The sequence below is a fragment of the Polaribacter butkevichii genome (assembly GCF_038024105.1).
In the GTDB taxonomy this organism is placed as follows: Bacteria; Bacteroidota; Bacteroidia; order Flavobacteriales; family Flavobacteriaceae; genus Polaribacter; species Polaribacter butkevichii.
Window position 1 is genome coordinate 1,350,497 of sequence record NZ_CP150661.1, and the last position, 19,826, is coordinate 1,370,322.

Below are 19,826 nucleotides of genomic sequence, written 5' to 3' on the forward strand. Positions count from 1 at the left end.
CGTTATTATTTCTTTTTTGATTTTTGAATATTAACTTTAACTTGTTTTGCAATTATAGCGTCTATTCTTTCTTGTTCTTGATGTAAGGTTGCCAACATTTTATCTGAATCTTCCATGTATTGAGATTCTGGATAATTTCTTTTTAGCTTTTCATAAGCTTCTATAGCATCTTTTATACGTTCTGGCTTTCTTCTGTCATAACTTTTTAACACAAAATCATGAGCTGCTTTTAACCTATAGTACAATGCTTCTTCTTTAAATTCAGAACCTAAATAGTCTGACAATAAATTATCGAATGCTTGTATGGCTGCTTTGTAATTTCTTAAATCGTACTCTGCAGTTCTATAATATGTTTTAGCAATTTCGAAATATTTTTTCTGAAGCTTATATCTTAGTTCTTTATAATGTTGATTTGCTTCGTCTATCTTGTCTGAATCTGGATAGGTATTAATAAAACTCTGAAAAGCCTCTAATGCCTTATTAGTGTCTGTTGGGTCTAAACTAAATTTAGGTGACGCCAACTTATAACTATAAGCAGATAAAAAAGAAGCTTCTTCTTTTTTAGAACTTTTAGGGTAATTTTTTGCAAATCGATCAAAATAATAACCAGAAATACTATAGTTTTTCTCGTTAAAATTAGATTGCGCTACCATAAACTGGATACGCTCCATTTGTGGTTTTCCTCTATATGTTGGTGTAATTTTCTCAAACAAACGTAAAGCTTTACCGTACTTTTTACCTTCGTACATTTTTACAGCCATTTTATATTGCTCTTCAGATGTACCTTTGTTTAATACTTTTTGATATTCTCCACAAGAAATTAATACAAGTGAGAACATCAATAAACACGCTAAATTTTTAATTTTTTGCATCGTGCAAAATTAGTGATTAAATATGGATTAATAAAACGTTTTTTTTGACAGTAAATTATGTCATATAATAATGACACAAAAAACGTAAAAAAAGATTTTATATGCTGCTAAAAGTTTGTTAATGTTATTACTCTGCAGGAGTTGCTGCTGTAATTAATTGTTTAATATCATTATCAAACAAATAGAAACCACCTTTATCATCTCCAATTAATTTAATTTTATCTAAGATATTTCTTGCCAATGCTTCTTCTTCAATCTGCTCAGACACATACCATTGTAGAAAATTATGGGTTGCATAATCTTTTTCTTTCAAGCAAATATCAATCAAATCATTAATACAAGCAGAAACATGAACCTCATGATTAAATAATTCTTGAAACATTTCTTTAAAAGCACCAAATTCTACTGGTGGTGCATCTAATGCTGATACTTTTGCGTGTCCACCACGTTCATTTACAAATTTCACCAACTTTAACATGTGCATTCTTTCTTCGTCTGAATGTGCATACATAAACTGCGCTACCCCTTCAAATCCTAAAACCTCTGCCCAAGAAGCCATTGCCAAATATATTTGAGAAGACTGTGCTTCTACTCTTATTTGCTCGTTTAATGCTTTTTCAATAATTGGTGATAACATGTTTTTTATTTTAAGTTGTTTGTAAATCTAGAAATTCTTTACAAATTTAGCAATTTTAGATTGAAGTTCTGTACTTGCTTTTACTAAAGGTAAACGAACATCGTTTTTACAAATACCTAATTCTTGTAAAACAGTTTTTATTCCTGCTGGATTATTTTCTGCAAAAATATAATCTACAACATCCATCATTTTATAATGAATTGCATACCCGTCTTTATTATTACCCTTTAAACCATGATTTATCATGGTAGAAAATGCTTTAGGAAAAGCTTGTCCTATTACAGAAATTACTCCAGAACCACCTGCTAAGGCAACTCCTAAAGCTAAATCATCATCACCAGAAATTACTAAAAAGTCTGCTGGCTTGTCTCTTAATAAGGTATAATATTGTTGTTGGTTATTTCCTGCTTCTTTAACCCCAACTACGTTTTTAAAATCATTTGCCAAACGTAAAGTGGTTGCTGGTTCCATGTTTTTTGCAGTTCTACCAGGCACATTGTATAAAATAATTGGTAAATCTGTAGCTTGTGCAATGGCTTTAAAATGCTGATAAAAACCTTCTTGTGTTGGTTTGCTATAATATGGTGCAACAGAAAGAATACCATCAATTCCGGTAAAGTCTCTTGTTTGTAATTCTTCTATTACTAAAGCCGTATTGTTACCGCCTACACCTAAAACTAAAGGTAAACGTTTATTATTTGTTTTAATAATAACGTTAATGATCTCTTGTTTTTCTTCTTTGGTAATTGTAGCACTTTCTGCAGTAGTACCATTGATTACTAAATAATCTGTTCCGTTTTCGATGTTAAAATTCACCAATTTTACAAGTGCATCAAAATCTACACTTAAGTCTTCTTTAAAAGGTGTTATCAACGCAACTCCAGTTCCAATAAATTTTTGCATTATTATGTATTTTATAAGGGGTAAAATTACAATATTAAGCTGAATTCCATCACTAAAAAAACAATTCTTACCAAGAATAAACAACTTTATTGTTAAAGTTTAATTTTTTAGCTTTTTTAAAATTATAAGATACTTTTTTAGCTCTGCAGCAAATAGATCTAAGTGTTCTGTGTTTTCTACAATTTCTAATTCGTACAATTTAGAATTTACATCAGAAAAACCTGCTTTAAAAGTAGCCTTAGATTCTAAAACGGCATTTTGTAAATACAAATTAGGTTCTTTAAAATAACCAATTAACAAATCGAACGGTTCTTCTAAAAAACTTTTAAAATTAGGTTGTATAAAATGACCTTTCCAATTGATATCTTTTTCAGAAAAATGTTTAAAAGAAACGGAATCTGATTTATTATATTTCTTAAAATTATAAATTTTGATATTTCTTACGCCAAGTACCTTTTCTATTTTAGATTGTACATCTAACTTTAAAGAAATAGCATCGGTTGTTAAAATACCTACAGTTTTAATTTCTTTTTGAGAAACCGTTCTATTTTTTGCTAATTGTAAGACTTTTTTATCAAACTTTTTTCTTAACCTAGTTTCTTTTATTTTAGAAAAACTCATTACTTACCTGCTCTTAAATTAGTACTTGTAGAAATTATTGATTGTTAATTTCTAATAAAATAAATTGATTTAATTGTTTTCCATACAATTGAAAATTATCATCAGAAACTAAAATTAAAGATTGATTTCCGTTTGCTAATTTCGGACCAAAAGTAAGTCCTTCTATGTTATCTATAATTCCGTCTGTTAATTGATCTTTTACATCTTCAAAATTTAATAATAATCGCTTTTTAAGCGGAATAAATGTTGTTTCTTTTAACGCATCTATATTTAACACATTGGTAGTTTGCTCATCTAAAACTGCATCAAAAATCCTTACAATATTTCCATGTGCTCCATACCCACTTTGGTAGGTTCTTTCTATGATAAAAAAATGATTTTCTTTATATTCTAAAAGAGACGTAACGCCATTTAAATTAATGTTTCCTTTTGATGGTTTTGTAATATGTTCTAATTGATACGCAAACTGTTTGGTTGCTTTTTTTGATTTTTTATCAAAATAAGTAATTCTTACAGGAGATGATGTTTTTGTAAAAGTAGGCTCTTCTCCGTCTGTTTTTAATGGCGCTTCCATAGCCACCCAAAACCCTTTACCATCTAAACTTTTAGAAGATCCTTCAAAAACAGCATTGTGTTTTATCACTTTATTATTGCTTAAACTTTTAGGTAACTCATAAGCTTCTAAAAAATTACCGTTTAAATCGGTTGTAAAAATAGTTGGGCTTTTATCATTATGAATAGACCCCTCACCTACAAAATTAACTTCTTGTTTTTCCTCATCTACAAAAATAGATTCTAGATCTAAGGCATTATCCTTATAATAAGAAGTTACAGTATCATTTAAAAAAACTACATTTTTAAAATCTACAGCTTGTATCTTATTTTTTTGAATGCCAATTTCAGCTTTTACAAAACGAGGATTGTGCGCGTCATCGACCACAAAATAATAACCTCCGTTTGCAGCATCTAAACCAGATAAACCACCAATAATTGAATGCTGAAAAGCTATTGAATCTGCTAAAACAAATTCATCTAAAAATGTTAAACTTGTTTTTTGATCCTTTTTACAAGATACAAAAACACTAAATGCGAAAAGTATTAAAAATAGATTTTTCATTAAAATTATTATTTTTTTATTTAAGCTTTTGTACTCTTAGCAATCATTGCTTTGCAAATAAGATACTGCGCCAAAATATAAGTAATTGTTATACTAACTCTATACACTTCATTGATGTCATAAAACTTATGAATTACAAATAAACTATCCGACAATATAAAAAATACGGCTCCTAAGAATAACCATAAATTTTCTGTGCTTTTTTCTTGTAAATAATTTAATAAAGTAATTGTACCAAAAGAACAAATAACAATTCCGTAAACAATTATCGGGAATAGCATTTCTCCTAAACGTTCATTTATTACATAAACGACACTTCCCAAAACAATTAAAAATGGTATAGAAGATAACACTGTTTTAGTAAAACTTTTTTTTATTAAAAAACTAATCGAAACTTTTATAAATAAAACTTGAGCAATTAAAAAGAAAACTAGTCCAAACAAGAAAAATTCTGCTTTAAAAAGTAAAAAAAGATCTCCCCAAAAAGAAAAAAACAATGCAGCCGTATAACCTAAATTTACTTTATTTACCGATGTTAAGTATACAATCACCAAAGAAATGGTTATAAACGGACTCGATACAAAAGCCAAAGTATCGTTAAATAAAACCCCTAAAATTTGCAATACTGCAATTATTAAAAATAATGCTGAAGCAGATAATATATTACTTTGGTATTTCATCACTTACAATTTCCTTCTGTTATCATCAGATTGTGTGTCAATCAATTTATTATAAGGATCTACACCTACCTCAACTGGTTTTTTATCAACAATAATGGTAACTTTATTATTGATTTGCGTAATCTTATGTTTCTGTAAATACAATTCCTTTTCTTTCTTCACCCCATCAACCTCTTCTTCTGTAAAAATACCAATATCAATATAATCTGCCAACGGAACAGATAAAATAGCTTTATTCATTTTGTCTGTTTTGTAAGACAAAGTATCGCCAACTTGTTCACCGTAATAGCGTTTTCCTTTTTCATCATTTCTATATTTAGAAACTTCAAATTCTATTTCTACCTTATATTTTCCGTTTTCTAATTCTGTAGATTTTGCCTCTAAAACCCTGTTTCTATACAACGTAATGGTTTCAAACATATCTTTAATAACATATTGTAAAGAATCTGGCGTTGCAGCTTTAATATAGTTTACCATTTCTACAGAAGTGGTATAAGGTGCTTCTTGAAACTTTACTTTTTCTACATACTTTTTTAAAGCACCATTTAAATTTTCTTCACCAATATAATCACTTAAAGCATAAAAAACTAGAGAACCTTTTTGATACCTAATATATCCTTGCCCGTCATTATACATCAATGCATTTTCTCGTTTTGTTTCCATGGTTCTTTGCATTAAATAATCATCTAATGCTTTCTTTAAAAAAGTGCGCATTTTTTCTTTTCCTTGTTGATGTTCTAACACTTTTAAAGCAACATACTCAGACAAACTTTCCGACAACATGGTGGCTCCTAAAACATCGGCACCAATTACCTGATGCGCCCACCATTGATGCGCCACCTCATGTACCGTAATTGCAAACGGATAATCTACACCATCATCATTTTTATCATCTACATCTGCAATAAAACCAACTCCTTCTGAAAACGGAATTGTATTTGGAAAAGATTGTGCATAGCTTCCTCCTGTTCTTGGAAACTCTACGATTCTTAATTGTTTGTGTTGATAAGGACTAAAGTTTTTAGAATTATAGTCTAACGATGCTTTCATCCCTTTCATCATTCTATCTAAATTATACTCATGTCCTTTATGATAATAAATTTCTAAGCTAATTCCTTTCCAAAGTTCTTTTTTAACTTGATATCTGGCTGAATTAAAAGCATAGAAATTCAATATTTTACTATCCATTTTATAATGAAAGTATTTTCTATTACCTTCTGTCCATTCTTTTTGTAAATATCCTGGAGCAATAGCAATTTGGTCTTTTGATGTAGAAACGGTTGCTTCAAAATCAATCCAATCAGAATCTTTAGAAATGTAAGTATCACCTAAAGCTGTTGAATCTGTAGGTTCAGGGCGCAAATCATTAACGGGTAACTTGTATTTTTTACGTGTTTTATTATCTGTTAATTCTGCTTGAGAAGAATAGCCTAAAGAAGGAAACATTGCAAAATTATTGATAAATGTTCCGTTTTCTCTTACCGGAGACCTTCTTCTGTAATTGGTGTTTTTCTTACTTTTTACAGTAAAAGAAAGCTGCAACGTATCTCCTGGTAAAATTTTATTTTTAAATTGATACATATCAAAATGCTGAATGGTATCTTCTAAAACCAAAGTGTTCTCTTTATTAAATTCAAAAGTACTTTCTAATGAATTATGATTTAAAAACAAGGTATCAATAGCCTCGTTTGTTTTATTCACCATAATATAGGTTGCAGTAGCATCAAATAATCTTTCTTTCGGAAAAATATTTACATCCGCAGTAACACTAACAATTCTAGGTTGTGCGTAGCCTTCGTATTTTTTATAGGTTTTTTCCCAAGATACACTTTGCAATTCTGCTTGTTTAGAAGATGTTTTTTTAGATTTTGTTCCGGTTTCTTGATAAATTGAATATCCTAATGCTAAAAAAGCTATTAAAAACACCCCAAAACTAATGGCTGCAAAACCTTTAAAACGAGTTTTTGCAATTTCGATTCGCTCTACAAACGAACTCGGAATTCCACGAACCCAGAATAAAAAAGAAACAACTAAAAGTAACAATCCACATAAAATCCAATAAATTTTATACGATAAATAAGGTAATAAAGTTGCCCCATAACCATTCATATCAGAATAATTAAACCCAGGACCTTGGTTGTATTTAAAAATAGATTGCTCTATACCTGCCAAAGATAAAAAAGGCATACCAATAGAAATTACTAACAGTACAAATAAACCTAAATAAGGATTACCAATTAATGTTTGCACAAATATGGATAACAATGCCCAAATAATTAGACTGATAAAACTTAAAAAATACAGTTCTAAAAAGTAATGTCCAATTTCAAAATCATAGTAACCTTTATAGACTTGAAAAGCCATACCAGAAATAATAATTACAGCTAATAAAACCAATTGCATTTTTATCAGGGCAATTAATTTAGAAAACAAAAGTGTCCAATTTGGTATTGGAGTTGCATCTACCAAATGATTTATTTTTGCAATTTTAGCCCTGTGCACCAACATACCTGCATACAAAAATGTACAAATATTTATAGAACCAAAAAACACACCTCCCAAATTAATCATTTTCCAAGTTACGGGTAATGTAGGCGTTCCAAAGAGGTTTCCAACCTCAGACAACATTACAACAATAAGTATCAACCCAACTAAAACAATAGAAATAAAAGCCCAACTTTTAATAATGTACTTAAAATCGATATTAGATAATCTCCAAGTAGTTTTTAAATTCTGAAGAAAAGAATAATCATAAGAAACCTTTGGTAAGGTAATTTTAGTAATTCCGCTAAAGTTGGTTTTTGTAATTCTTTCTCCTTTCGTTTTTCTAAAAGAGATAGAAATAGCATTCTGACTAAAAGTAAAAAAACGATAAACCAACCCGAAAATTACAGTTGAAATTGCCAACCATAATAAACGATTATAAACAATCATTTCTTTGATAGGAATCTGTAATTCATTTTGTTCAGAAGGTGTCCAATATTTTGTATAATAATTAGTTGCTGCAGAACCAAACGGATCTAAAATAGCAGCTAAAGCTCTATGTTCTGGATCAGAAAGTAAGCTTTCTAAAACCCCTTGACCAAACATTAATATAATAACCGTAATAAAACCAGCTGCAATATTTCTCGTAAACGCTACAACAGCAAAAACAATGGCACCGAACAACAATACATTTGGTAAAATAAAAACGAAATATGTTTGTAAGTAACTCGTTATATTAAACGCACCTACAATATCTGAATTTGTACCTGGAAAACGAAAACCAATAATCATACCTAATGCAATAGAAAACACAATAATAGAAACAATGGTTATTGCACTAAAAAACTTTGCAAACAAATAATTAGCTTTGGTAAAAGGGTAGGAATATAAGATCGTATGCATTTCGCTTTTAAAATCTCTATACACAGAAACCCCAACAATAGAAGGAAATAAGAAGAATATAAAAATGGTTAACGCATTAAACAACCCCGAAATACCTATTGGCGAATTTACAATTCTAGAAGAACCAGTGGTGGCGGTTACAGAATCGAAAAAACCGGCTGAAGCTGCCGATAAAAAGAACGCTAGTACAAAGAAAATACTTATATAAATATAAAATGCAGGCCTGTTAAACCAATATTTTAATTCTTGTTTAAAGATAGTTGAAAACATATAAAATGTGTAAAAGTGTAATTGTTTAATTGTGTAATTGTAAGCCCACTCAAAACTATGAACTTTAAACCTAAAACGTTAAACCAACTGCGGTTCATCTTGTTTTAAAGCGATAAAATAGACATCATCTAACTGTGGAGTTGCAGCAACAAAATCATCCGAAGGTTTTTCTGTAGCATGCACTCTTATGTTTAACGTATTATCTTGGTTGTAGTTTGATGATAAAATATTAAAGTTTTTCTCATTCTCTTCCAACGCTTCTCGTTCTATAATTTTGGTCCAAATTGTATTTTCTATTTCTTTGGTTGCTTCTTGTGGCGTAGTGTGTTTTAAAATTCGTCCTCCATTTAAAATGGCCATTTCATTACACAACTCTTTTACATCCTCTACAATATGAGTAGAAAAAATAACCGTAGTATTTGTACCAACTTCACGTAAAACATTTAAAAATCGATGTCTTTCTGCCGGATCTAAACCCGCTGTAGGTTCATCAACAATAATTAATTTTGGGTTATTTAAAAGCAATTGTGCAATTCCGAAACGCTGTTTCATTCCGCCAGAATAACCTGCAACGTATTTACGCCTTACATCATACAAATTGGTAATCTCTAAAACCTCTTTTACAATTGCTTTTCTTTCTGCTTTATTAGCGATCCCTTTTAAAGTTGCAAAATAATCTAACAAATCTTCTGCAGACATTTTAGGGTACACACCAAAAGATTGTGGTAAATAACCTAATACTTTGCGCAAAGACATATTGTCTTCTAAAACCTTAATATCACCAAAAGTAATTGAACCAGAATCTGGACTTTGTAATGTTGCAATGGTTCTCATTAATGATGATTTCCCTGCTCCATTTGGACCTAATAAACCAAACATTCCTGTACCAATCTCGATACTTAAATTATCAATAGCTTTTACTCCGTTTTTATAAGTCTTGGTTAAATTTTCAATTACTAACTTCATATTCTTGGTTTTATTGATTTTTATCTTAAAAAGGACTTCTCCTTAGCTTTTGCCTAAGTTTCCTTTAAAAAATCTGTTTCTCTTAAAAATGAGAATTACTGATAAGTGTAAAAGTAAGCACTTTTGTTACACTTTTTTGTGATTATTTTAATGGAATTCATAAAAAATCGTATTATTTTTACCATTGGAAATACAAAATGCTCTCAATACTTTTTCTTTTTCAATTCTATAAAAAGAAAACCTACAAACAGACATTTTAATTTTAATACTTTTCAAAATTTTAAACAAATATACAATGTCAAAAAAATCAATATTAAATAAAGATTCTCTTACATTTTTAGAAAAATACCTTAACAATGCGGCACCTACGGGTTACGAATGGGAAGGCCAAAAAATTTGGATGGACTATTTAAAACCTTATGTAGATGAATTTATTACCGATACTTACGGTTCTGCTGTAGGCGTAATAAACCCAGATGCAAAATATAAAGTTGTTATTGAAGGACATGCGGATGAAATTTCTTGGTATGTAAATTATATTTCTGATAACGGATTAATTTACGTGATTAGAAATGGTGGTTCAGATCATCAAATTGCACCTAGTAAAATTGTAAATATTCATACTAAAAACGGAATTGTAAAAGGTGTTTTTGGATGGCCAGCAATACACACTAGAGATAAAGCTAATGAACAAGCACCTAAACCAGATAATATTTTTATTGATACAGGTTGTGCTACAAAAGAAGAAGTAGAAAAATTAGGAGTTCATGTTGGTTGTGTAATTACCTACCCAGATGAATTTCATATCTTAAACGGAGACAAATTTGTTTGTAGAGCTTTAGACAACAGAATGGGTGGTTTTATGATTGCCGAAGTTGCTCGTTTATTAAAAGAAAACAAAAAAGAATTGCCTTTCGGATTGTACATTACAAATTCTGTACAAGAGGAAATTGGTTTGCGTGGTGCAGAAATGATAACTCAAACTATTAAACCAAATGTTGCCATTGTTACAGATGTAACACATGATACCACTACCCCAATGATAGACAAAAAAACAGCTGGTCATTTAGAATTAGGTAAAGGACCTGTAGTGGCTTACGCACCTGCTGTACAACAAAAATTACGCGATTTAATTACAGAAACTGCCGAAGCTAAAAAGATTCCTTTTCAGCGTTCAGCACTTTCTAGAGCAACTGGTACAGATACAGATGCTTTTGCATATAGTAACGGTGGCGTAGCTTCTGCTTTAATTTCTTTACCATTACGTTACATGCACACCACTGTAGAAATGGTGCATAGAGAAGATGTAGAAAATGTGATTAAAATGATTTACGAAACGTTATTAAACATCAAAGACGGAGAAACTTTTTCTTACTTTGAATAATAATATATAAAACGCAAAGGCACTAAGTTTTCGCGAAGGTCGCAAAGAATAATTAACACTACTTTGTGACCTTTGCGGTTTCTTTGCGAACTTTGCGGTTAAAAAACATGGATGAACTCATCGACATTTTAACTCCTGATGGAAAACCAACAGGAAAAACAGCTTTAAAATCTGAAGCGCATAAAAATGGTTGGTTTCATGCCACTGTACATGTGTGGTTATTTACTTCGGATGAAAAAATATTGCTGCAAAAAAGAGCTTTAACAAAGAAAGTATTTCCTGGCATGTGGGATATTTCTGTAGCAGGACATGTTGGTGCAGGAGAAGAAATTTTAACATCAGCAAAAAGAGAAGTCTTAGAAGAAATCGGTTTGCAATTAACAGAAAAAGACCTCATCAAAATTGGCACAAGAATTCATCAAGTTACTCATGCAAACGGAATTCAAGACAACGAACATCATCATGTTTTTATAGCAGAATTAAAAGTTCCTTTATCAACTTTAACCATTCAAAAAGAAGAAGTTGATGCGATTCAATTATTTAATTTATCAACTTTAAAAAATACAGAAAACCTAGATAATATTTTACTTTCTAGGTTTCATGACTATTATTGTTCGGTTTATAATAAAATCATAAAAAACATTCAAAATTCACATCAAAATGAAAAAAAATAAAGTTGTAAATTTATTTGGAGACAACAGTAACATTCAAAATACAGAAGTAAATTACTCTACATTATTAGAAAAATTTGTAAATCACTTTGATGATGAATTTAAAGATTATGAATATCACGAAGACGTTTATGAGTTTGCCCAAAATACTTGGAACTTAGGAAATATGAGATCTATTTTAGATACCTCTGAATTTAAAAACATTGTTACGTTAGCAAAAGAAGATGGTGAAGATTATCGATTAATAGAAAAAATGACAACCCATAAAGTCAATCATTTTAAGGAGTTTACAGAATTTATAGTCGATTTTTATTTCTTTGAAAATAATGGAACCCCAAAATTAAATGTAACAACACAATCTGAAGACGACTACCTTATTGATATGTTACAAATGGATTCCCATAATGAAGAAACCGATGATTTTGAAGAAAATTATATTAATAGATCTGCAATTTCTATAAAACCTTTACAACCTTTTATAGATTGGCACAACAATATCTATCCAGATTCTAAAATTGATGCAACAACTTTTAATGACGTTAATATTTATCTAATTAACAATAGTAGTTTCGAAGATATTGAAACTCATTTAAAAAAGAAGTTTGATAAATATTTTATGATGGAACTAGATGGTTGGCACACTAATAAAAAAGAATGGCCACAAAGACGTAATTACAAAATGTTTAAAAATTGGTTTCAGGTAGCTATTTCTACTGCTGTTTACGATTTAGAAAAAACGCCAGTTAGCAAAAGTTAGGAATAAAGTTTATCAACAAATAAAAAAAAGATGAAAAACTCAATAGCAGAACGCGTTTACGATTTTTTAAAAAACTACCCACCTTTTAACCTATTAACTTCTAAGAAAATATTAAAAATAGCTTCTCAGGTATCTATCATATATTTAGAAAAAGGAAAAGCTATTTACCATCAAAACGATACAAATCACAAGCAATTTTACATTGTAAGAAATGGAGGGATTAGCTTGTACAAAAATTCTAAAGATCAAAAATCGTTAATAGACATCTGTGATGGTGGAGATATTTTTGGTTTAAGACCTTTAATAAGTAAAGAAAACTATTTGTTAAACGCCTTATATTGGTTTTGATATTGCAATAATTAATCAAATACTAGAAAGACATCACGTACCAAGTCTTAAAAATAAAACATTAGATACAGAAATTCTAAACACCCTGTTTACCAAAAATCACTACCACAAGAGCGTTATACTTTAGACAGAGTTTGTAATGAATTAAATGTTTCTAAAAGTGATAGACATACCGCAAGTGGCGACGCTTTAATTACTGCAATTGTCTTTTTAAAAATAGTAGCTCGTTTAAACAAAAGTGATAATTTAACGCTTAAAGATTTACTGTCGTAACCATAAAAACAAATACTATAACAGTTCTTTAAAATTACTTTTTAATACTCTAAACCAATAATAACTCTAACCTTATCTAAGGTTTTAATTAAATTTATAGAGAAATCAAAAGTCATTAAATCACTTTCTTTTTGGTTTGTTCTTAACAGGTTATTAAAATGTATTGTTTCAAAATTATAACCAATTGTTTTATAGTTAAAATCAATAATTTCTTCTTTACCATTTTCTATAACAGTTACCGTTGTAGGCATATGAAACATGGTATTTATTTTTATAACACCTCTTTCGCATGTAAAAATGGCTTCTGTGGCTGTATCTTCTACCAAGGTACTTTTTAAAACAGCTTTGGTATCTGTATAATTAAAAGTCATATTACAAGATGAGTCTGCACCATTATCAAAAAAAGTAGCACCTGCTTCTATTACATCTGGCTTACCTAAAGTAGACAAAGCTGCAAAAATTGGATAAATACCAATATCTAACAAACTACCTCCACCCACTTCTTTTTTAAATAATCTACTATCATTATCGAATGCTCTAGAAAAACCAAAATCTGCTTCTAGTTTTAACAGTTTTCCGAATTTTTCGTTTTTAATACTTTCTAAAACATACGTGTAATGTGGTAGAAAATACGTCCATAAAGCTTCCATTAACAACACATTATTTTCTTTGGATGCAGCAATCATTTCTTCTACTTCTTGCAAATTCATTGCAAAAGGTTTCTCACATAAAACAGCTTTTTTATGTTGCAAACAAAGTATGGCATGTTCTTTATGAAAACTATGTGGTGTTGCAATATAAACAGCATCTACCTCAGCATCTTTTGCTAAATCTAGATACGAGTTATAGGCTTTTTTTGAGTTATATGTACTAGCAAATTCATTCGCATTTTCTTGACTTCTAGATGCTACAGCAACTAATTCTGCATTTTCTACTGTTGCTAAATCTGCAGCAAATTTTTGAGCAATATTACCTAATCCTATAATTCCCCATTTAATTACTTTCTTTTCCATAACCTATTAAATTTCTACTGTTTTAAAATCATCTGTATAATTGTCTTTAGAAGGCATAAATGTTTGAATAATAATTGCAATTCCCATTACTAACGCACAGCCTAATAAATTGAGCCATAAATACGGCAACCAATCAAGTAAAAATACAACAATAATTAAAGCTTGTGTTATTAATGCTGCCACAAAAACTGCATTTCCTGTAACAAATCGAACAAAAAACGCTAACAAGAAAATCCCTAAAACATTTCCATAGAAAATAGAACCAATAATATTTACAAGCTGAATTAAATTATCAAATAAATTAGCAATACAAGCCACAGAAATAGCTATGATTCCCCAAGCCAAGGTAAACCATTTAGAAGCTTTTACATAATGCTCTTCGCTCTTTTCTTCTTTTACATTTCGCTTGTACAAATCTATGGCTGTTGTACTTGCCAAGGCATTTAATTCTGATGCGGTAGAAGACATTGCTGCAGATAAAATTACGGCCAATAAAAGTCCGATTAATCCTCTTGGTAAATTGTTTAAAATAAAATGAATAAACACATAATCTTTGTCATTCGATTCTATCTTTTTTATCGACTTCTCATCCACCTTTTTTATAATTGCTTTTGCCGATTCTTTCAGCTCTAAATCTCTTGTATTTAATTCTTGAATTCTTTCTTTTTCTTCCACCTGAAACCCATCAGAAAACAACAATCTTTTATCGTTCTCTATAATCGTGTGCTCTTTTTCTAACTCTTGATATTCTGCTAAATACTCAGAATTCTGAACCGCATCATTTGCAGTAGGATTAAAGTTTAAAGGAGAGGCATTAAACTGATAAAAAACAAAAACCATTACCCCAATTAACAAGATAAAAAACTGCATAGGTACTTTTAACAATCCATTAAAAATTAAACCTAACTGACTTTCTCTAACCGATTTTCCAGACAAATAACGTTGCACCTGACTTTGATCTGTACCAAAATACGATAACATTAAAAAGGTTCCTCCTAAAACACCAGTCCAAACGGTATATCTATTGCTTAAATCAAAAGAAAAATCTAGCACTTGCATTTTATTACTAGCCCCTGCAATTTCTAAAGCTTTTGTAAAAGTAATATTCTCTGGTAGCTGACTCATAATCATAAAAAATGCAATTAGCATTCCTATAAAAATGATAATCATTTGTTGTTTCTGCGTTACATTTACCGCCTTTGTACCTCCAGAAACGGTGTAAATAATCACTAAAAACCCAATCAAAATATTTAAGGTTAGCAAATCCCAATCTAACACCGCACTTAAAATAATTGCCGGTGCAAAAATGGTAATTCCTGCTGCCAATCCACGTTGAACTAAAAACAAAATTGCCGCTAAACTTCTTGTTTTTAAATCGAACCTTCCTTCTAAAAATTCATAGGCAGTGTAGACTTTTAACTTATGATAAATCGGTATAAAAACCACACAAATAATAATCATTGCAATTGGCAAACCGAAGTAAAATTGCACAAACCCCATTCCGCTATGAAACGCTTGTCCTGGAGTTGATAAAAAGGTAATTGCACTGGCCTGAGTTGCCATTACAGACAAACCAATCGTCCACCATTTCGAGTCACTTCCACCCTTAATATAATCTGTTACGTTGGCATTTTTTCGGGTAACGTAGGTTCCGTATGCCACAATAAAAATTAAGGTAACAGACAAAATAATCCAATCTATATAATGTAATTTACTTGTTATCTCCATTGCTTAAACCGTAAAATAATTTGAAATAAAATAAAACGCAATAATGTAAATTACATTGGCTATTAAAACCATTGAATATTCTTTTTTCCAAGTGTATTTTTGTCCTTTCATGTTGTGTTTTTTTTGAAGCTATTTCCTGCTTTCCACTATATCTTTTTATGCTTCTCATTACCAAGTTTACTTTTTTTGTAAACTGCGGCAATTTCTTTTAAGCTAGCAAATTGCTTCGTTCCTGGCAATGACAATTTTAAAAAAGCCATAAAAAGGATGCCGTTTCAATCAGGGCTAAACTTGTTTAATTGCTTTTGTGATTCTTATAAAAAAAGCAATCCAAACTTACTTTTTTAAAGATTCCTGCCTGTGCAGAAATAACAAAAACTACTTTTTAGCGGCCTCTTTTGCTACTGTTTCATTTTTCTTTACAGACAACATATTTGCAAATAATTTATAAGCACCAGAAACTCCTGCTGGTAATTCTCTAAAGAAACTTAAACCAGTGTACATATAATTTCCCTTACCATATTTTGCAATTAACAAACTTCCCTTTTTAGCGGTTTCGCCTTTGTCGTGCATCGATAAAACTGGCGTATAAGCAGTATCCCAAGAACTAGGAAAATACAAACCACGTTCTTGTACCCAACCTTTAAAATCTTCGGATGTAATTTTATTAGGAAAGTTTAAAAGTGAATTTTCTGCATCTAAAACAGTAACCTCAGCAAACTCATCCGTAACACGATCTCTAGACAACTCTAAAGCAAAAGGAGCTGCAACATCTACACCTCTATTCGTGTTGTATTGTACAATCATATTCCCTCCTTTTTCTACATATTCTAATAAGAATTTTTGCTTAAATTTTAATTCATCAACAACATTATAAGCTCTAATCCCCACAACAATTGCATCGTACTTTAATAAATTAGTACCATTAATTTCTAACGGATTGATATCCTCTACAGTATACCCAATCTGACGCAAACTTTCTGGAACCACATCTCCTGCACCTTTAATATACCCAATTTTATTCCCTTCCTTTTTAATATTTAAACGAACAACTTTTGCTTCAGAATTTAATAAAACAGATTGCTTAGGAATGTGACTGTAGTTAATTTCTACCAATTCTTTTGTATACGTTTTGCCTTCTATCGTTGCTTGCACTTCTAACTTTCCTTCAGATTGTTCTTTTGGTGGAGATACCATAAAAGAAACGGTTTGTTTATCTTTTTTCTGTGCAATATCAAAAGAAACTTCATTAGGAGTAACGCTCCAATTTTCAGGAACCTTTAAACTCACTTTTCCGTTTACATAACTCGCTCCTGCCCTAACCTCTACACTAACTTTTTTAGCAATACTGTCAGAAAAAATAAGTACTTTATTTTTAAGTTTAGTTGTTACTTTTGGCAACACCTCAAAAGGCTCATAAATTTCTCCTTTATCTCTTTCCGCATACCTCATAACAACATTTTTAGTAATTGTTATTGGTAAATAATTAATCACCAAATTAAAATCAATTTTTACAACTCTCGGTGTTTCTGGTTTTCCAATCAATTCTTGATTGTCTACTTTATACATCCCTAAAGAGGGTTCTTTTTTTAACCAATAAGGATCTGTAAAGTCATCTGTTTTTATTAAAAGATTTTCTTTAAAATTTATTTTTTTATTCTGCTCTAAATCAAACCCTTTGTAAATGATTTTTTTATCCAGTGTAGGTGTAATTGAAGTCAATATCATCGGAAAAGAACTTCTGTTTACTACTTCAAAATTTACATCTATTTTAGAATTTGGTATTGCAGAAGAACTTACTGCAGAAGCCTCTATATATAAGCCTACACAAGCCTCAATAATTTCTTTAATTTGTTTTTCTTTAATTATTCTCCAATGAGTATCTTCTAGCTTTTCAATTAAAGTATATGCATTCATCAATTTTGGTAAATGTTTAGATGGATTAACAAAATCGAAATTATTTTCTACATCATATAAAATCTCACCAATTTCACCTCCATTTTCAAGACGGTTCCAAGTGGTATTTATTCCTGAAAAAATATCATTTTCATCTTTTAAGGCTTCTCCTTTTAAAAACTCTAGATATTCATTTTCGCTTCCTCTAGTTGTTAACCTACCAAAACCCTGACATAAATGTTGGCTACTTGCTATAGATGCCAACTCGTTATTAGAAACACCTTTTAAAGGATAATAAACCCCTACATCTAATTTTGTAAAATTTTTGGTTTTTTCTTTAAATTCCGCTTCTCTTCCTCTATAAAACCAAGAAGAGGTATTCTGAAACAATCTTTTAGGAGACCAAGTTTCTGTATATTTTAATTGAGATGGATACTTTGTAGAATCTGCAACAATATCAAAAGCGGCTACACTTAACATTGCAGAACTTGTGTGATGCCCATGTGTTGTGCCTGGAGTTCTATGATCGAATCTGTTAATAATAACGTCTGGTTTAAAAGTTCTAATTGCCCAAACAACATCACTTAAAACGGCTTCTTTATTCCATATTTCTAAGGTTTCATCCGGATGTTTAGAATACCCAAAATCATTCGCCCTTGTAAATAATTGTTCTCCACCATCAATACTTCTTGCTGCCAATAATTCTTGCGTTCTAATAACTCCTAATAATTCTCTAATTTCTGGTCCTATTAAATTCTGACCACCATCTCCTCTTGTTAAAGATAAATAACCCGTTCTTGCTTTTACATTATTTGCTAAATAAGCAATTAATCGTGTGTTTTCATCATCTGGATGTGCAGCAATGTACAGAGCAGTACCAAGGAAATTCAGTTTTTGAATTTTCTCATAAATCTGATTCGAGGTTAATTTTTGAGGTTGTTGTGCAAATACGGATATTGAAATCAATAAAACCGATACTATTGAAAGTAAAATTTTCTTCATAATTATAATTGGTCAATAAAAACAAATGTAGTTTTTTATGAGGGTTCTTAAAATTTGTTAACATAATTATAACGTTTCAATTTTCATTAACAAAATGCTCATAACCTGTTAATAAATTAATTTTCAGAATCAGTTAATAAGATTATATTTGTAATACTAATAAAGATAGAAAATCAATGAAATTTATTGTATCGAGTTCGCAATTATTAAAACAATTACAAGTTTTAGGCGGCGTTATAAATAGCAACAATACCCTACCAATTTTAGATAACTTCTTATTTGAGTTATCTGAAAATCAATTAAAAGTTTCTGCATCAGATTTAGAAACAACCATGAGTTCTGTAATAGATGTAGAAAGCGATAGTTCTGGTTCTATAGCTGTTTCTGCACGTTTATTATTAGATACCTTAAAAACGTTTCCAGACCAACCTTTAACGTTTAAAACGGAAGGTGACAACGCTATTGAAATTAGTTCTGACCAAGGTAAATATGACATGGCTTATTTTGGTGGAGATGAATTCCCAAAAGCGGTTTCTTTACCATCACCAAGTAAAACAGTAGTACCTGCAAATATTTTAGGAACAGCAATTTCTAAAACAATATTTGCTGCCGGAAACGACGATTTACGTCCAGTAATGAGTGGAGTGTTTTTTCAATTTAGCTCACAAAGTTTAACTTTTGTTGCTACGGATGCCCATAAATTGGTAAAATATACAAGAACAGATGTTACTGCAGATCAAACGGCAGAATTTATTATGCCAAAGAAACCTTTAAATTTATTAAAAGGAATTTTAGGTGGTTCTGAAACAGATGTTACTATTGAATATAATGACGCAAATGCAAAATTTACGTTTGATAACGTAGTTTTAGTATGTCGTTTAATTGATGGGAAATATCCTAATTACGAAGCAGTAATACCAAAAGAAAATCCAAATAAATTAACGGTTGATAGAGCTTCTTTCTTAAACTCTGTAAGACGTGTTTCTATTTTCTCTAGTAAAACAACACATCAGATTCGTTTAAAAATGGCGGGTACTGAATTAAATATTTCTGCTGAAGATTTAGATTTTTCTAACAAAGCAGACGAACGTTTAAGTTGTGATTACCAAGGAGACGATATGCAAATTGGTTTTAACTCTCGTTTTTTAAGCGAAATGTTAAACAACTTAAGTTCTAACGAAGTTTTAATTGAAATGTCTTTACCAAACAGAGCAGGTATTTTAACACCTATTGATGGAACTGACGAAGGTGAACAAGTTACAATGTTGGTAATGCCGGTAATGTTAAATAGTTAAGACAAC

General features: G+C 30.3%; 16 protein-coding genes. 5 read left to right on the forward strand and 11 right to left on the reverse strand.

Annotated elements, in window-relative coordinates:
* Positions 1-5 precede the first annotated feature (5 nt).
* The 8 genes from WG951_RS05605 to WG951_RS05640 all read right to left on the reverse strand — a co-directional run bounded on the left by WG951_RS05605 (position 6) and on the right by WG951_RS05640 (position 9,453).
* A complete protein-coding gene (locus WG951_RS05605; protein WP_105049204.1) occupies positions 6-872 on the reverse strand; it encodes an outer membrane protein assembly factor BamD in 867 nt (288 codons plus the stop codon).
* A gap of 127 nt (positions 873-999) precedes the next feature.
* A complete protein-coding gene (locus WG951_RS05610; RefSeq protein WP_105049205.1) occupies positions 1,000-1,509 on the reverse strand; it encodes a ferritin in 510 nt (169 codons plus the stop codon).
* 27 nt (positions 1,510-1,536) lie between these two features.
* The gene (gene dapA, locus WG951_RS05615) at positions 1,537-2,412 is read right to left on the reverse strand and encodes a 4-hydroxy-tetrahydrodipicolinate synthase (protein ID WP_105049206.1); all 876 of its coding nucleotides are present in this window, start codon (positions 2,410-2,412) and stop codon (positions 1,537-1,539) included.
* A 99-nt stretch (positions 2,413-2,511) separates the two neighbouring features.
* A complete protein-coding gene (locus WG951_RS05620; protein WP_245893515.1) occupies positions 2,512-3,033 on the reverse strand; it encodes a DUF6913 domain-containing protein in 522 nt (173 codons plus the stop codon).
* Between the two features lie 34 nt (positions 3,034-3,067).
* Positions 3,068-4,150, reverse strand: coding sequence for an esterase-like activity of phytase family protein (locus WG951_RS05625; protein WP_105049207.1), 1,083 nt, complete (start codon positions 4,148-4,150; stop codon positions 3,068-3,070).
* Positions 4,151-4,170: 20 nt separating this feature from the next.
* Complete coding sequence (locus tag WG951_RS05630) at positions 4,171-4,830, reverse strand: lysoplasmalogenase (RefSeq protein WP_105049208.1); 660 nt, start codon at positions 4,828-4,830, stop codon at positions 4,171-4,173.
* Between the two features lie 3 nt (positions 4,831-4,833).
* A complete protein-coding gene (locus WG951_RS05635) occupies positions 4,834-8,487 on the reverse strand; it encodes an ABC transporter permease/M1 family aminopeptidase (protein ID WP_105049209.1) in 3,654 nt (1,217 codons plus the stop codon).
* Between the two features lie 78 nt (positions 8,488-8,565).
* Entirely contained in the window at positions 8,566-9,453 is an 888-nt protein-coding gene (locus tag WG951_RS05640) for an ABC transporter ATP-binding protein (protein WP_105049210.1), read from the reverse strand.
* 295 nt (positions 9,454-9,748) lie between these two features.
* On the opposite strand from WG951_RS05640, the gene WG951_RS05645 reads away from it, so the two are divergent.
* From WG951_RS05645 to WG951_RS05660, 4 genes are all read left to right on the forward strand, one after another.
* Positions 9,749-10,837 (forward strand): M42 family metallopeptidase, encoded by a 1,089-nt coding sequence (locus tag WG951_RS05645; RefSeq protein ID WP_105049211.1) that lies wholly within the window; start codon positions 9,749-9,751, stop codon positions 10,835-10,837.
* 107 nt (positions 10,838-10,944) lie between these two features.
* Positions 10,945-11,511 carry an NUDIX hydrolase gene (locus WG951_RS05650; RefSeq protein ID WP_105049212.1) on the forward strand — a complete coding sequence of 189 codons (567 nt, stop codon included), beginning with the start codon at positions 10,945-10,947 and terminating at the stop codon, positions 11,509-11,511.
* Positions 11,498-12,265, forward strand: coding sequence for a hypothetical protein (locus WG951_RS05655; RefSeq protein WP_105049213.1), 768 nt, complete (start codon positions 11,498-11,500; stop codon positions 12,263-12,265). Before WG951_RS05650 ends, WG951_RS05655 begins: the two co-directional genes overlap by 14 nt.
* 30 nt (positions 12,266-12,295) lie before the next feature.
* Positions 12,296-12,613 (forward strand): cyclic nucleotide-binding domain-containing protein, encoded by a 318-nt coding sequence (locus WG951_RS05660; RefSeq protein WP_105049214.1) that lies wholly within the window; start codon positions 12,296-12,298, stop codon positions 12,611-12,613.
* Between the two features lie 314 nt (positions 12,614-12,927).
* On the opposite strand, the gene WG951_RS05665 is transcribed toward WG951_RS05660, so the two are convergent.
* The 3 genes from WG951_RS05665 to WG951_RS05675 all read right to left on the reverse strand — a co-directional run bounded on the left by WG951_RS05665 (position 12,928) and on the right by WG951_RS05675 (position 18,525).
* Positions 12,928-13,899, reverse strand: coding sequence for a Gfo/Idh/MocA family protein (locus WG951_RS05665; RefSeq protein WP_105049215.1), 972 nt, complete (start codon positions 13,897-13,899; stop codon positions 12,928-12,930).
* A 6-nt stretch (positions 13,900-13,905) separates the two neighbouring features.
* Entirely contained in the window at positions 13,906-15,627 is a 1,722-nt protein-coding gene (locus WG951_RS05670) for a sodium:solute symporter family transporter (protein WP_105049216.1), read from the reverse strand.
* A 378-nt stretch (positions 15,628-16,005) separates the two neighbouring features.
* Positions 16,006-18,525, reverse strand: a complete 2,520-nt coding sequence (locus WG951_RS05675) for a PIG-L family deacetylase (RefSeq protein ID WP_105049217.1) — start codon at positions 18,523-18,525, stop codon at positions 16,006-16,008.
* A 176-nt stretch (positions 18,526-18,701) separates the two neighbouring features.
* Between WG951_RS05675 and dnaN the strand changes: the two genes are divergently transcribed.
* A complete protein-coding gene (gene dnaN, locus WG951_RS05680) occupies positions 18,702-19,820 on the forward strand; it encodes a DNA polymerase III subunit beta (RefSeq protein ID WP_105049218.1) in 1,119 nt (372 codons plus the stop codon).
* Positions 19,821-19,826: the final 6 nt, after the last annotated feature.